12 protein-coding genes are annotated in these 14,409 nt (G+C 64.2%); 4 read left to right on the top strand and 8 right to left on the bottom strand.

What is annotated here, in order from left to right; genetic code table 11:
- Positions 1 to 15: 15 nt before the first annotated feature.
- A complete protein-coding gene (locus DEH80_RS07330) occupies positions 16 to 705 on the bottom strand; it encodes a hypothetical protein (protein WP_109719813.1) in 690 nt (229 codons plus the stop codon).
- A gap of 207 nt (positions 706 to 912) precedes the next feature.
- Here DEH80_RS07330 and DEH80_RS07325 point away from each other — a divergent pair, with 207 nt between their 5' ends.
- Positions 913 to 1,416: a hypothetical protein gene (locus DEH80_RS07325; protein ID WP_109719812.1), complete on the top strand. Its 504-nt coding sequence runs from the start codon at positions 913 to 915 to the stop codon at positions 1,414 to 1,416.
- Between the two features lie 27 nt (positions 1,417 to 1,443).
- Here DEH80_RS07325 and DEH80_RS07320 read toward each other — a convergent pair whose 3' ends face one another.
- Positions 1,444 to 2,409, bottom strand: coding sequence for a class 1 fructose-bisphosphatase (locus DEH80_RS07320; RefSeq protein WP_109719811.1), 966 nt, complete (start codon positions 2,407 to 2,409; stop codon positions 1,444 to 1,446).
- A 299-nt stretch (positions 2,410 to 2,708) separates the two neighbouring features.
- On the opposite strand from DEH80_RS07320, the gene DEH80_RS07315 reads away from it, so the two are divergent.
- Complete coding sequence (locus DEH80_RS07315; RefSeq protein ID WP_165831349.1) at positions 2,709 to 4,541, top strand: S8 family serine peptidase; 1,833 nt, start codon at positions 2,709 to 2,711, stop codon at positions 4,539 to 4,541.
- Positions 4,542 to 4,634: 93 nt separating this feature from the next.
- Here DEH80_RS07315 and DEH80_RS07310 read toward each other — a convergent pair whose 3' ends face one another.
- Positions 4,635 to 6,500 carry a DUF885 domain-containing protein gene (locus tag DEH80_RS07310; protein WP_109719809.1) on the bottom strand — a complete coding sequence of 622 codons (1,866 nt, stop codon included), beginning with the start codon at positions 6,498 to 6,500 and terminating at the stop codon, positions 4,635 to 4,637.
- Positions 6,501 to 6,649: 149 nt separating this feature from the next.
- Between DEH80_RS07310 and DEH80_RS07305 the strand changes: the two genes are divergently transcribed.
- A complete protein-coding gene (locus tag DEH80_RS07305; RefSeq protein WP_109719808.1) occupies positions 6,650 to 7,123 on the top strand; it encodes a flavodoxin family protein in 474 nt (157 codons plus the stop codon).
- A complete protein-coding gene (locus DEH80_RS07300) occupies positions 7,120 to 8,346 on the top strand; it encodes a hypothetical protein (RefSeq protein WP_109719807.1) in 1,227 nt (408 codons plus the stop codon). The genes DEH80_RS07305 and DEH80_RS07300 overlap by 4 nt, the downstream gene beginning before the upstream one ends.
- Positions 8,347 to 8,362: 16 nt before the next feature.
- Here DEH80_RS07300 and DEH80_RS07295 read toward each other — a convergent pair whose 3' ends face one another.
- The 5 genes from DEH80_RS07295 to DEH80_RS07275 form a co-directional block, all read right to left on the bottom strand.
- Positions 8,363 to 10,693, bottom strand: coding sequence for a serine/threonine-protein kinase (locus DEH80_RS07295; RefSeq protein ID WP_109719806.1), 2,331 nt, complete (start codon positions 10,691 to 10,693; stop codon positions 8,363 to 8,365).
- A 147-nt stretch (positions 10,694 to 10,840) separates the two neighbouring features.
- Positions 10,841 to 11,815, bottom strand: coding sequence for an alpha/beta fold hydrolase (locus tag DEH80_RS07290; protein ID WP_207774518.1), 975 nt, complete (start codon positions 11,813 to 11,815; stop codon positions 10,841 to 10,843).
- A gap of 49 nt (positions 11,816 to 11,864) precedes the next feature.
- Positions 11,865 to 12,428 carry a GNAT family N-acetyltransferase gene (locus tag DEH80_RS07285; protein ID WP_165831348.1) on the bottom strand — a complete coding sequence of 188 codons (564 nt, stop codon included), beginning with the start codon at positions 12,426 to 12,428 and terminating at the stop codon, positions 11,865 to 11,867.
- Positions 12,418 to 12,969 carry a DUF4287 domain-containing protein gene (locus DEH80_RS07280; protein ID WP_109719803.1) on the bottom strand — a complete coding sequence of 184 codons (552 nt, stop codon included), beginning with the start codon at positions 12,967 to 12,969 and terminating at the stop codon, positions 12,418 to 12,420. Before DEH80_RS07280 ends, DEH80_RS07285 begins: the two co-directional genes overlap by 11 nt.
- Positions 12,970 to 13,005: 36 nt before the next feature.
- On the bottom strand, positions 13,006 to 14,382 hold the full coding sequence (locus DEH80_RS07275) for a YfcC family protein (RefSeq protein ID WP_109719802.1): 1,377 nt from the start codon (positions 14,380 to 14,382) through the stop codon (positions 13,006 to 13,008).
- Between the last annotated feature and the right edge of the window lie 27 nt (positions 14,383 to 14,409).

Genomic DNA, 14,409 nt, shown 5'->3' with positions numbered 1-14,409 from the left:
CGCCGGCTTGCGGGCCTAGCGTGACAGCGAAACACTCAGCCAGGTGACGTCGCCCCCACCGCTACGCCGCACATCGGGCCCGCCCCGGTTGTGATCAACAGCCAGACCCAGCTGCCACCCTGACGCCAGCCGGTTCACGTAGCGTAGGCCCAATCCGTTGTGATTGAGTCCGTCGTACTGCGGGGTGGCGTAGCCGAAATCTGCGCCCTGGGTCAGAACCGCAGATAGCCGCTGCCCGTTGGCTTGCCACAGGCCACGCGACAGCGACAGCTCCACAAAGACACCATCAGCAACCACGGATTGAACGGCCACGGCGCTGGCCTCCCAACGGCTCGCCAGCGGTGCGCGCCACGCCAGGGACCATTCACGATCGGTGCTGTCGTCGGGTTCAAACCACAACCGTGTCCACGCCAGCGTCCACTCGCTGCCCAGCCACTGCCGCGTGGCCGACAAACTGGCGTTGATCTCGCGATACGCCGTTGAATCCGCCACGCCGAGCCACAGCCCCGCGCTCAACGCCCGCCAGGTCCCGCCCGCTTCAGCCGTGACCAGACCGCCGCGCGCCAGATTGTCACGACCCTCGGTGATGTAACGGCTTTGTGCCCCGACGCTGATGTCCGCGGCCAGCGCCCTGGTCGAGTTGGCAGCACAGCGCAGGGCATACAAGGCCAGCGCGGCGACGGCGTGTGCCTGTATTGCGGGCATCGCGGTAGTCGACGGATTCGAATTCGACTCGAGCCTATAACGTCGGCGCGGCGTGATGCGACTGATTGCGAGGTCAGTCTGCCCAGACCCGACGACAGCGCCACCGGTCAGCGGCGCGACGCGACCCGTCGCCGGGCTTGAACTGAACCGCGGCGCGATCCGCCAGTCTTATCGGTGAATCCATTAACGACCGCAAGGCAGGCCCCCATGCAGGACTTTCTGCTTTCCATCTTGTCGCACAGCTTCACCTGGGGACTCATCGCCGGCCTGGTGCTGTGTCTGGTGGTGTGGCGGACCGGCGCCATTGCACGCCGTGAGCAGAAACGCGAGATCAAACGCCTGAACACCGAACTCACCGACCTGAACAAGCACCTCGGCCAGCAGCTCAAGATCACCGCCAGCGGCAACGAGGCGCTGAACGCCGAACTGGCGTCACTGCGAGAAAAGAACGAAAACCTGCGCGTGTCCATCGCCACCTTGCAGCAAAAGCCTGGCAAGGCAGAGGCGCGGTTGCTGCAGGTCTACGACCGTGCGGTCCACCTGCTGCTGGAGCGGGCACCCGGTTTTGCACCGGCCTGGGAAAGCGCGATCCGCGACGCCGAAGCGCATGTGGCCGATTCGGAATCGGGCCTGACCAAGCTGGTCCGGCGGGTCACGCGGCCGGCGCTGGGCGCGGCGACCACGCAAACCACCTCAAGCGACCCGGGCTGATCGAGCCCGGGCCGCCCTCACAGCGGTTTAGCTGTGCATACCCACGCAGCGGCTGACTTCCTCGGCAGCGCCCAGAATCACCGGCACGCGCTGGTGAATTTTTTCGGGCTGCAGGTCCAGAATGGGGCCTTCCGGCGTGCAGCACTGGCCGCCGGCCTGCTCGACCAGAAAACCCATGGGGTTGGCCTCGTACATCAGCCGCAACTTGCCCGGCTTGTTCGGGTCGCGCTGATCCCAGGGATACATGAAAACACCGCCCCGGCACAGCACGCGGTGGACATCGGCCACCATCGCCGCCACCCAGCGCATGTTGTAGTTCTTGCCGCGTGGCCCCTCAGCACCCTGTAGCAGCTCGGCGATATAGGTCTGCACCGCAGGTGCCCAGAACCGCTGGTTGCTCATGTTGATGGCGAATTCCTTCGTCGCCTCCGGGATATTCGCCTCACGCGTCAGCAGAAAATCACCGCTGACCGGGTCCAGCGTGTACATGTCGACACCATTGCCGGTGGTCAGCGCCAACATGGTGGAGGGGCCATACAGCACATAGCCTGCCGCCACCTGGTTGCGACCCGGCTGCAGGAACTCGGCTTCGGTCACCGGCCCCGTGGATTGGCCCGGCAAAATCGAGAAAATCGTGCCGACCATCGAGTTAATGTCGATGTTGGACGAGCCATCCAGCGGATCGAAGGTCACCAGCAAACCGGCCGACTCGCGCAGGCCCACCACATCGTCCTCTTCTTCCGAGGCAATGCCACGAACCGGCTCACAAGCGCCCAGCGCGCTCTTGATCAGGTCGTTGGCGATCACATCGAGTTTCTTCTGCTCCTCACCCTGCACGTTCTCATTGCCGGCGGCACCGAGGATGCCGGCAAGCTCCCCCCGCTTGAGCTGCTGACTGATGGTCTTGCAGGTGTCCGCCAGACAAGCAAGCGTCGTGGCGAGGCCCTGATCATCGAGGGACTGGAGTTGGTCGTTCAGAATCGGATGCGACATGAAGGGTCTGGGTGTGAAAAGTCGCGGGATTATGCCATCCGCGTTGACACAGGGGTGCGGCAAGTGTCACTGCAGCAGCCTGTCGATTGGGTTGGCAGGCCCCATCGGCAAATCCGTCATCAGTTGCAACGAGTCGCCCCCCCGTTCCAGCACAACGACAGAACTGGGCCGAGAATCCCACGTTGTAGGATTTTTCCTACACGCGCGTCATGGCGTGGTCTGATAGTCCCAGGATGGCCAAGTCTCTAGGGTTACGGGTTCCACGGATCCGTTCCGCAATCACCCAAGGAGCTTTGCTCGTGAGACACCGTCTTGGCTTTCGTTTTGTTCTGGCCGCTGCAAGTGCCGGCCTGATCTCCGCCTGTTCCCAGGCGCCGGATACCACCGCGATCGAGACCGCTGGGGATGCGGTCACGACAGACACCCAACTCGCCGAGCGCGCTGACGCCATTGCCGACCAATACATAGTTCGGCTCTACCAGCCCGAGCTGGCATTAGATGTTCGCAGCCTGGCTGAATCGCTGTTGGAGCAGGCTGGCGGCGGTACGCTGCTGCACAGCTACGACACCGTGCTCTACGGTTTTTCCGCCAAGATGCCGGCTGATGTCGCCGGCACGCTGGCAGCGTTGCCGGCAGTCCGATCGGTCGAGCCGGATCAGTTGGTTGTGGCCACAGCCACTCAATCCAGCCCGGTCTGGGGCCTAGACCGCGTTGACCAGCGAAACCTGCCGCTGGACAGCAGTTACAGCTACCCGAATGCAGCCGGCAATGGCGTGCACATTTACGTGATCGACACCGGCATCAATGCCGACCACACGGAGTTTTCCGGTCGCGTGGGACAGGGTCGCAATTTTGTGTCCTCGGGCGTGATTTTCGCGCCGGATCCGGACGATTGGGACGATTGTGAAGGTCACGGAACCCATGTCGCAGGCACCACGGCCGGCACGCAGTACGGCATCGCCAAGCAGGCAACGGTCCACGCTGTCCGGGTGCTGGATTGCCTGGGCACGGGCTCCGGCTCGGACATCATCGCGGGCATGGAGTGGGTGGCCGACAATGCCGAATTACCGGCGGTTGTGAACATGTCACTGGGCACGCTCAATGGTCGCAGCCAGGCTCAGGAAGACGCAGCCCGTGGGTTGTACGATGCCGGGATTCTGCCCGTGGTTGCCGCAGGTAATGACAGCACCGATGCCTGCAACACCTCGCCGGCCGCCGAGCCGACGGCCGTCACCGTCGGCGCCACCGACATTGACGACGGCCAAGCCTCGTACAGCAATTTCGGCAGCTGCCTGGATCTGTATGCACCCGGCTCGAACATCGTATCGGCCAGCGCATCAAACAACACGGGCACGGCAACGCTGTCTGGCACCTCCATGGCCTCTCCCCATGTGGCCGGCGCCGCTGCCATTTTGCTCGGGCTGGACCCGAACCTGACACCCGCACAGCTGACCAGCGCCCTGCTGGCAGACACCACTCCAGGTGTGGTCGTTGGGGCCAATACCGCCTCGCCGAACAAACTGCTGTATGTCGACAACGCCGGCGGCAGCACGCCGGTTGATCAGCCTCCTGCGGCCAGCTTCTCCGTGGACTGCACGGATCTGGATTGCAGCTTTGATGCCTCGACCAGTACGGATGACAACGGCATTGCCAGCTATGCCTGGACCCTGGGCGACGGCAGCCAGGCCACGGGCGTGGCGCCCGTCCACAGCTATGCGGCTGCGGGCGACTACGATGTGACGCTGACCGTGACGGACAGCATCGGCCAGACCGACGCCCTGACGCAGACAGTGACCGTCAGCGACGGCACCGCGGGCTGCAACGGCTGCACCGTGTACACCGGAACGCTCAGCGGGACGAATGACGAGAACATTCACCCCGAGGGCGGCTTCCAGTGGGCCGGCGGGACGCTGACCGGCGTGCTGGAAGGTCCGGGCAACGCCGACTTTGATCTGGAATTGCAGCGATACAGCACCAGCTTCCTGTTCAGCGGCTGGCAGCGGGTGGCCAGTTCCACCACGGCCACGTCGGATGAGTCGATTAGCTACAACGCCAGCTCGGGCGAATATCGCTGGGTGGTGCTGTCGTACAGCGGCTCGGGCGACTACGTCCTGACCGCCACGCCGCAGTAAGGCTCGATCACGGCAGACCGCCGATCGTCTGCCCGCAAAAAAGCCCCCGGTGAGTCACTCACCGGGGGCTTTCTTCATGCACTGTGCGTCTGATTACGCGGCTGGCTTCTGGCTATCGACCCAACGCTGGACGCGACGTTCGAGCAGCTCCAACGGCAGCGCCCCACCACCGAGCACGGTGTCATGGAAACCCTTGATATCGAAGGCGTCACCCAGCTCGGCCTCGGCCTCGCGGCGTAGCTCCTGAATCTTGAGCATGCCGATCTTGTACGAGGTCGCCTGACCGGGGATGACCAGGTAACGCTGGATTTCGGACTTGATCGACGTCAGTGGCACCGGCGAGTTCTTGTCGAAGTAGTCGACCGCTTCCTGCTCGGTCCAGCCTTTGGCGTGCAGGCCGGTATCGACAACCAGGCGAATCGCCCGCCAGATTTCCGAAGACAGCTGACCAAACTCTGAGTAAGGGTCCTCGTAGGTGCCGGGCATTTCCTTGGCCAGCCACTCGGAGTACAGGGCCCAGCCTTCGATGTAGGCGGTGAAACGCGCCTGGGTGCGGAAGGTGGGCACGTCCTCCAGTTCCTGCGCAATGGAAATCTGCATGTGATGGCCTGGCACACCTTCGTGGTAGGCAATCACTTCCAGTTCGGGAATCGGCATGGCCTCCATGTCGGAGAGATGCGCGTAGTAGGTGCCTGGCCGCGAACCATCCGGGGTACCCGGAAAGTAGTGCTGGGCCGCCCCGTCCTGCTCACGGAAGGGCTCGACTCGCTTGACCACCAGATCGGCCTTGGGAAGCCGGCCGAAGTAGTCAGGCAGAGACTGCTTGATGGTGTCGATGGCGGCGGTGGCCTCGGCGATGTACATCTCGCGGCCCTCATCCGTGTTCGGGAAGCGGAACTGCGAATCGGTGTTCAGGAATTCGAAGAAAGCGTTCAAATCGCCATCGAACTCAACCCGATTCTTCAGCGCCGTCATCTCACCCAGCAGCCGTTCGACCTCGTCCAGGCCGATCTGGTGGATCTGATCAGCTGTCATATCCGTGGTGGTCTGCGTCCACAGGCGGTGCTTGTAATACGCCTCGCCATTGGGCTGCGTGCCGCCCACGCCGGTGGGGTTAACCGCCGCATTCGGCAGATCGGATTCCACCCAGGCAATCACGGATTCGTACGCCGGCTTGAAGCTATCGATCAACGCCGCCTTGGCCTCAGCCTTCAGCGTGTCGGCCTGCTCGGCGTCGATGACCTCGCTGTCGAGCAGGTTGCTGATCTCGGTTTGCATATCCGTCCAGATCGAAGCGTCCTCACCATCGGCAAACGGTGCGCCGGCGATGAGCTTCTTGGACTCCTTGATCACGGCCTCATGGGCGAACTTCGGCGGACGAATGCCCTTGTCCGCCGAGGCCTTGGCCAGTTTGATCAACTCGCCAAACGCAGCCGGCAGCTCACGCACACGCGAGATATAGGCCTGCATGTCTTCGGCTGATTCCACCTTGTGGAAGCTAATCAGGAAGGTCGGCAGGAAGGTGTGCATCCCCTGCATCTGATTGAAGGGGTACTGGTTGAAACGATAGGGCCAACCGGCTTCTGCCTGCTGGGTCTCGTACACCCAGATGTCATAGGACATCTTGGCCTCATCGCTAAGCGCCTCGTAGTCGAATGCGCTCTTCATCTCTTCCGTGACGGTCTTGCGCCACTCCAGCTGCGCCTTTGCGCCCGCCTCGGAGAAGTCACCCAGTTCACCATAGCGGTCCTTGCGGCCCAGAAAGGTCATCTGGATCGGGCTGAACTGCAGTTCTTCCTCAAACTTCTCCTCGAACCACGCGTTGAGGCGATCGGTTTCGCTCATCGCGGTTTCGGTCGTGGCCTCGCGCTTGTCCTCGGTCGAGGAACTGCTGTCGGTCGAGGGGGCACCGCAGGCTGCAAGCAAGGCGGCCAGCAGCGATACAATCGTGATACGCATCGGAACTCCTAAAAGCGAAAATCCACTCCGGCGTCAGACCGGCGGATGCATCAAATCAAGGACAACGAACAGCAGGTTCGGTGCCATGGCGCGGAGTATCGCACGCCCGGCCCACCCGCCTGACTGAGCCGACCACCCAGGGGGACAGCATGAACGCGGAGCAGAAGACGCTACTCATCGTGGCCCACGCGGTGTCACCCAATCTCCGGCGTCTGCTGGCGGCATTGCGCGCAGGCGCCAAAGCGGGCGGCGAGGACCAGGTGAAGCTGGTGTCGTTGTCACCCTTCGAGACCCACGCCGAGCACGTGCTGGCGGCGGACGGCATCCTGCTGCTGACACCGGAGAACCTCGCCTACATGAGTGGTGCGATGAAGGACTTCTTCGATCGCAATTACTACCCCACCCTGGATCATCAGCAGGGGCTGCCCTACGCGCTCGTCGTGCGTGCGGGCAACGATGGCAGCGGTACCGTGGCCGGCGTGGAGCGGATTGTCACCGGCCTACGCTGGAAACCGGTGGCCGATGCGCTGATCTGCCGAGGCGAGTTCCAGCCCGAGTTTGTCGACAACTGCCATGAACTGGGCGCCGCCATGGCCGCCGGTCTGGCAGCCGGTGTGTTGTGAGCCGCCCCTCGCCCGCAGCGCCCGACTGGTGGACGCGTGACAAGCGATGGCGGCATCACGCCATCCGCAGTGAGGCGGGGTCGAACCACTGGCTCCTGCTGGGCATGGCGGCCGTGGTCTTTGCGCTGGCCCTGCCCGGCACGCTGGCCATCCCGGAGGAACTGCGCGGCGGCAACTGGCCGATACTGGCCGTGCTGCTCTTCGATGCACTGGGCGCCGGCCTGGGCCTGCTGGCGCTACGCGAATGGCTGGCCTGGCGTCGTTTCGGCGAAGTCGAAGCCGTGCTCGACCCCTGGCCGGGCGCGATTGGTGGCGACGTGGCCGGGTATTTCAAGCTGCGTCGCCCGCTGGCCGCAGACCATCGCATCCGGGTTGAGCTGACCTGCGAGTCCCGCCGGCGCGGGCATAAAAAGACCATCACGCGTCCGGTCTGGAGCCATGCACTGGACCTGCAAGCCATGCAGCGCGGCGAACAGCAGCTGTGGTTTCACTTCAAGGTGCCGGAGGAATTGCCGGCCAGCGAACCGGCTGGCCGCGATTACCACGTCTGGCGTCTGACGCTGGATGTCTCCCAGCCCGGCGCTGATCTCAAACGCCAGTACGCCATCCCCGTGTTGCCCGGTCCGGCCCGCAACCGGACAGCGGAGCAAGCCACACGCATCGACACACAGCCACTGCAAGCGGCCCTGTCCCGGCTGATGAACATCTACCGCAGTGGGGACCGGGTCACGCTGGACTTCAGGCCTGGCCGCAATTGGGTGCTGGCGTTGCCCTTACTGTTATTCGGTTTATGCAGCATCGCATCGGGCGGATTCCTGGCAACCCAGGCGGGTGTCGGCTCGGTCTTTGAGCTGGTCCCCGGCCTGATGGCTGGCGTCTTCCTGCTCGTCGGCACTGGGATGCTGCTAGGTGGACTCTGGACGCTCGGTCATCGCCGCATTGTCCTCATCGACGCAGATCAGGTCGCCACGCGGGTGTTCTGTTTCGGCTGGCCGATCACGACCCGCCACCTGCCACGAGAAGCGGTCAGGCACCTGGGCTGGCAGCGCACGGGCACCACGCAGAGCGGACGCCAGACGGCGGTCTGGCACGCACTGGCCGTCCATCACCGCCTGGGCAAACCCCTGCGCATTGGGGACGGTTTCAAGTCTCGGCAAGCCGTCGAGGCCGCTGCTGCCCAGCTGGGCCAGCTCACCGGTTTACCCGTTGCTGCCGACGCATAAGCCGAATTCCGTTGATCTACCCCTCCGCGAGCACCGGGTTCGTGCACACCGCCTGCGTCCGCGGATGCTCGGCGCCCAGATGCTGCCCCACGACATCGCAGGCGCGTTCCAGGACGGGCCGGGCCCGATCAACCTCGCCGTGTTCGATCAAGGCCTTGCCGTAGTTCCCAGCAAATAAGCCGTAGTGCAGATGGTCCTGGCTCAGCTTGCCGCCAGCCAGCTCCAGCAGGCGATTAAAGACCTGCACGGCTTCGGCCGACTGGCCCAGCTTGCGCAGGTTGTTGCCCAGGTTGTTGTAGTCGACCAGATCGTTGATTTCCGGGCCGCCTGGCTTGGCTTCACTTTGTGTGACCAGCAGGCGATTGATCTCGACCGCCTGCGCGTAGTCGCCGGCTTCGGAGGCCACGTAACCCCGCAGGCTGGCCAGTGTCCGCACGACCTCGGCCTCATCGCCTAGCAGCGCACGCATTTGTTCGTGCCCCTTTTGCACCAGTGCGACACCGGCTTCCGGCTGACCCGCCATCGCGTAAACGGCGGCCAGCGAACAGCCGGTCATCAGCGTCTGGGGATGCTCCGGCCCCAGCACCCGCTCGTAAATCGCATGGTTCTCGGCCAGCAACGCAATCGATTCATCGAAACGCGCCTGGTCGCGATAGTTCAGCGCCACCCCATCCCAGGCCACGACGGTCCGCGGATTATCCCGCCCCAGGCGCGCTTCCAGCCGCTGCGCCACGTCGGTGCCGACGGCCAGCGAGGCCTCGTTGTCGCCCATGCGCACCAGCGCCACCATGAGCTGCTGCCCCACGGCCAGGGTGAGATCGTCATCCGGACCCAGCGCCGCGCGGGCCTGGTCATAAGTGGCCCGCAGCTCGGTCACGGCCTCATCGCTGCGCCCGGCTTCCAGGTCGATGCGGCCGCGCGTAAACGCGGCCTCGATCCCGATCCGCTGATCGGCGGCATCGCTAATCGCATCCAGCGTGGTCGACGCCGCATCCAGCCGCGCAGCAATCACCTCGGCGCTGGCCTTGTCGACCAGCAGACGATCACGGGCCGCCGAATCACGGGCCGCTTCCAGGGCGCGATCCAGCAATCCAATGCCTTCGTCATACCGACCCAGCGCGACATAGGTATTGCCCAGCGTTCGGCCCAGCTGTGCCTGCACGGCCGGACTCAGTCGCTCGTTGGAGGCAAATTCGGCCTTGGCCACATCCAGCACATCGACCACGGCCAGGCGTTCACCCAGGGTGCGCTCAGGATCGGCCGACACCAGCATTTCGTTCAGAAAGGTGTTCACCGCCTCGCGCTCGGCCAATCGCGATTCAGCCACCAGGCGCGCCTGGGCTTCCGACACGGCAAATCGAACGGAGACCGCCGTGGCCACCACCAGTGACAATACGATGGCCAGCGCCGCGCCCGCCGCCAGTTTGTGGCGTCGCACGAACAATCCTGTGACATAGCCAATCGACGGTGGACGCGCCTGGATGGGGCGACGGTCCAACAGGCGGTCGATGTCGTCCGCCAGCTCCGCGGCTGATTGGTAGCGCTGGTCCACATCCCGGGCGATGGCCTTGTGGACGAGCGTCTCCAGATCACCCCGGGCGGCGGGCTGGCTGGCGGATACACGGCGTGGCGTGGCACGCGAGAGCAGCTCCAAGGCCGTCACCAGCGTGCCGGATTCCAATCCCTCGTAAGGCAGATGGCCGGCCAGCAACTCGTAAGCGATGACCCCCAGCGAATACACATCGGAGCGCGGGTCAGCCTGACTGGTATCGCCCACCAGCTGCTCCCAGCTCATGTACGGGACCGTGCCGATGATCTCGCCTGCGTGCGTGACGCGGGTCGCGCTGTCCTCGGTCACAACGCGCGCCACGCCGAAATCGAGAATTCTGGGTTCGCCCCGGGCGTCGACCAGAATATTGGCCGGCTTCAGATCGCGGTGAATCACCCCGCGGGTATGCGCAAAATGGACGGCCCGCGCGATCTTGCCGATCAAGGCCATGCGCTGGCGGGTGTCTAGCGATTGCTGCTCGGCGTAGTCGGTCAGTGTCGGCCCGTCAACATACGCCATCGCCAGATACGGCACATTCACCGCACCCACGGTCGCGACGCCGGCGTCGTAAAGCCGCGCGATGTTGGGGTGTTCGAGTGCGGCGAGCACCTGCGACTCGCGTCGGAAACGGCGCTCAAGATCCGGCCCCGTCGACGACAAGACCTTCAGCGCAACCTGGCGCTGCGGATCCTGCTGCTCGGCGAGAAACACCCGCCCCATTCCGCCCTGCCCCAGCTCGCTGAGGATGCGGTAGGGCCCGATACGCTCCGGCACCGGAGACGCCGTGGACTCGTTCATATCTGCGAAACCTGTGCCGCCGACGGGCAGCCTATGCGTTACGCATGATGCCGAATCCGGTCGGCCCACCACACCCTGGACTGCAGACGGGTTGCGACCCAGCCCACAGTGGCAACGGTCGGCAGCCCAGCACGGGCGCCGATTCCCTCAGAGCAGCGGTTTGAGCGCCGCTGCGTAGCGCTCGAAGTCCTCGATCTGCGGCAGATGACCCAGGCCCTCGAACTCGATGAGCTGAGCGTCGGGAATGCTTGCGGCCGTCTGCCGTCCCAGCACGGGGTAGTTGCCCAGTTGCCGGGCCACCTCGGCGGGCGCGCGACCCCGACCGGGCGCCGTCCGGTCACGCAGGCCGATGATCAGCACCGTCGGGACTTGCAGCGCTTCAAATTCATGCACGACTGGCTGGGTTTGCAGCATGTCGTAGGTCAGTGCCTGGCTCCAGGCGATGTCGTCACCGCGGGGCCCCTCGTACAGGGCCGCGAGCCGGCGTGCCCAGCGTTCGTACGCCGGAGACCAGTCACCGTCGTAGTAATTCTCGATCTGGTACCGCTTGATGGATGCGAAGCTTTTTATCCGCTCGGCTGCGTAGGCGGCATCAATCGGCGTATGCGGCACGCCGAGCTTGACCCAATCCTCCAGCCCAATCGGATTCACCAGCACCAGCCGCGTGACCTGCTGCGGGTATTTCAGCGCGTAGCGCGTGGCCAGCATGCCGCCCATGGAATGGCCGATGACCAGCGTCTCATCCACGGCCAAATGGTCGAGCAGTGCGCGGGTATTACTGGCCAGCTGATGGAAGCTGTACTGATAGCGGCGCGGAAGATCCGAGGAGCAAAACCCGATCTGCTCAGGGACCACCACGCGGTAGCCGGATGCCCGCAGCAGTTCGATGCTGTCGACCCAGTAATCGGCGCAGAAGTTCTTGCCATGCAGCAGCAAAGCCGTGCCACGCGGCGGGGCATCCGGCGCGGGCGTCACATCCATATAGCGCATGGTCAAGGTCTGCTGCTGTGATTCGACCTCGAATGCCTTGAGTGGATGCGGGTAGCTCGGCGGTGCGGCCAGCACCTGGGGCCCCATAACCAAAGCCAGGGCCAAGCAAGCGAATCGGAAAATTGAAGTCACGCGATCCTCCTTGTGGCGATGAGGAAACGGGGCGTCGTGCCCGGTCTGGCTAGGACGGCGCAAGCCCTGCCTGGGTTCCCTGCGCCAGCGAACGGTGATGGATCTGCCATCTCAACGCATCGGGTCCCATCTGCGCGTGCCTGTAGACGAAGCCGAGGCGCTGCAGCAATCGAATCGACCGCTGATTGTCCGGCTTGACGACGGCGTACAGCTCGGCGAGCGCGTATTGCGCCCGGGCCACCTGCATGACGAGCGAAGCCGCCTCGAATGCGAAGCCCTGCCCGACGAACGCATCCATCAGGGCAAATCCGAGGTCGGGGCCAGGCAGCGTTTCGCGGCAGACCAGCCCGGCCATACCGATGAGCTGACCATCCTGTTGTCGCGACACCAGCCAAAGCCCGAAACCCTGCGCCTCGTAGCGATCCAGCAAGCGCGTCTGGATGTACTGCCGCGCATCCTGCTCGGACGCCACACCGGAGGGCGCGATATAACGGCTCCAGCTGGGCTGCGTGACCAACGTTCGGACAAAGGCGGTGTCGTCGAACGTCGCCTGTCGCAAAAACAGCTTGGGGCCGTCGGCGACTCGGGCCCCGGTCGCCTGCTCAGGCGGCATCGTAGGCGCGCTTGAGCGCAGCCAGGGCCTCATCAGGAATCGGCGTGTCCACCGGCAAGCGGATGCGGTGCGTGCACATGGCATTGAAGCTGCCGGAGGGCTCGATCATCCCCCCAGCTTCCTCACCCTTGAGCACCAGCCCCAGGTCCATCCGGCTGGCGGTCGACGGCTGGATGAGTGCGAACTGCTTGCTGCGACGCAAACTCACATAGGCCTTCTTGGGTGCAATTTCGATGTCGGGGCCAAAGCCGCGGACAGCAGCGATCAGCGCATCGTAATGTGGCCGAAGCGCCGCCTTCTTGCCGGCATACTGCGCCGCCACCAGATCATCGGCCTCAGCATGCGCCGCAGCACTGCGTAAGGTTTCGTGGGCCACCAGATTGGCGTAGCCGTGGGTCAGCGCCTGTTCAGCCTTCAACCACTTGACCAGGGCACCGTGCTTCTCGGCGCCGCTGGTTCGGGCCAAGGCTACCCACTCGGCCAGGCTCCGGCCCGTCTTGGCCTCAAGGTTGGCAATCATCGTGGCGGCGGCATCGCTCATGCAGGACTCCTGATCTGGCGGGTGGGCAACTGCCGACTATGAATACCCGATGAGCACGGCCACGACCATCGCGACACTGCCGAAAACGAGCACCTGCAGCGCCAGCGGCCAGATAAATCGCACCCAGCGGCCGTAAGGCACGCCGCAGACGCCGAGGATTCCCATGAGCACGGCATCTGCCGGATTCAGCATCGTGGTCAGGCCATCACCCAGCTGGTAAGCCAGCACGGCGACCTGTCGCGGCAGGCTCAGCACATCGGCGATGGGCGCCATCAGCGGCATGGTGACGTAGGCCTGCCCCGAACCGGAAGGCACAAAGAAATTGATGCCGCACTGAATCCAAAACATGCCCACGGCCGAGGCTGCCGAACCCACTGCGGACAGCGGGGCCGACAGGCCGTGAACGATGGTGTGAAGAATCTGCCCGTCGGTGAGCATGACCTCGATGGATCGTGCAAAGCCGATCATCAGCGCGGTGCCCGCCAGCGCGGCGGCGCCAGTGCTGAATTCTTTGGCAATCGCGTTCACCGACTGGCCGGCCACCAGTCCGCAGACCACGGCCATGGCAAAAAACGTGGCGCTGAGTTCCACCAGATACCAGCCCTGCGTGACGATGCCCCAGACAGCGATTCCCAGCAGCGCCAGCGCGGCCCACAGCGTGGCCTGCAAGCGCCCGGTCAGTGCCGGCGGATCGTCGGCCAACGCCACCTGGGCCTCTGGAATATCGATCACCAGCGATTCTGCCGCGTTAGCCCGCACCTTGCGGGCGTAACGCCACACATGCCAGATGCCCAACCCCATCAGCGGCAGGAACAACGCGATTCGGTAGCCACTGCCGCTGAGGGGCGGCAGTTCGGCGATATCCTGCGCGATGAGCACGGTAAACGGATTCAGCACGGCGGCCCCGTAGCCCACGGAATTGCCGATGATCAGGATGGCCGCGGCGACGACGGCATCCATCCGCAGGGCCAGGCACAGCGCCGCAAGAATGGCGCCCAGGGCGATGTACTCCTCCCCCATACCGATGCTGGACGAGCCGAGCGAAAAGCTGAGGATGCCCATGCCGACGAGCAGCCCCGGTCGGGCATCGAAACGCTTGAGCAGTCGCGCCATGCCGGCATCGACCGCACCGGTGGACTGCAGCACCCCCAGTGCCCCACCGATGATCAGCACGAAGAAGATGATGGCCTGCGCCGATTCCAATGCCCGCGGAATGACCGTGACCAGGCTCCAAACCGGCACTTCGGGCGCATCCTCAATGACTTGGAACGTGCCCGGCACCACCACCTCACGCCCATCTTCGTTGATGGCGGTGTCGTAGCTGCCGGCGGGCAGCAACCAGGTCAGCGCAAAAGCCAGAACAGTCATGCCGTAGAGCAGGACCAGGGTATGAGGAACACGGAATTGAGACATGGGTCTTGAGCTTCTCGAAATAGGCGG

Source organism: Abyssibacter profundi, from assembly GCF_003151135.1.
In the GTDB taxonomy this organism is placed as follows: domain Bacteria; phylum Pseudomonadota; class Gammaproteobacteria; order Nevskiales; family OUC007; genus Abyssibacter; species Abyssibacter profundi.
This window is presented reverse-complemented; position numbering and strand designations above follow the sequence as displayed.

Excerpts from the sequence above, each read along its gene's own strand:
- DEH80_RS07285 (WP_165831348.1), bottom strand. The coding sequence starts at position 12,428 with ATGCCGCCTGAGCAGGCGACCGGGGCCCGAGTCGCCGACGGCCCCAAG.
- DEH80_RS07330 (WP_109719813.1), bottom strand. The coding sequence starts at position 705 with ATGCCCGCAATACAGGCACACGCCGTCGCCGCGCTGGCCTTGTATGCC.
- DEH80_RS07280 (WP_109719803.1), bottom strand. The coding sequence starts at position 12,969 with ATGAGCGATGCCGCCGCCACGATGATTGCCAACCTTGAGGCCAAGACG.
- DEH80_RS07310 (WP_109719809.1), bottom strand. The coding sequence starts at position 6,500 with ATGCGTATCACGATTGTATCGCTGCTGGCCGCCTTGCTTGCAGCCTGC.
- DEH80_RS07295 (WP_109719806.1), bottom strand. The coding sequence starts at position 10,693 with ATGAACGAGTCCACGGCGTCTCCGGTGCCGGAGCGTATCGGGCCCTAC.
- DEH80_RS07325 (WP_109719812.1), top strand. The coding sequence starts at position 913 with ATGCAGGACTTTCTGCTTTCCATCTTGTCGCACAGCTTCACCTGGGGA.
- DEH80_RS07275 (WP_109719802.1), bottom strand. The coding sequence starts at position 14,382 with ATGTCTCAATTCCGTGTTCCTCATACCCTGGTCCTGCTCTACGGCATG.
- DEH80_RS07320 (WP_109719811.1), bottom strand. The coding sequence starts at position 2,409 with ATGTCGCATCCGATTCTGAACGACCAACTCCAGTCCCTCGATGATCAG.
- DEH80_RS07305 (WP_109719808.1), top strand. The coding sequence starts at position 6,650 with ATGAACGCGGAGCAGAAGACGCTACTCATCGTGGCCCACGCGGTGTCA.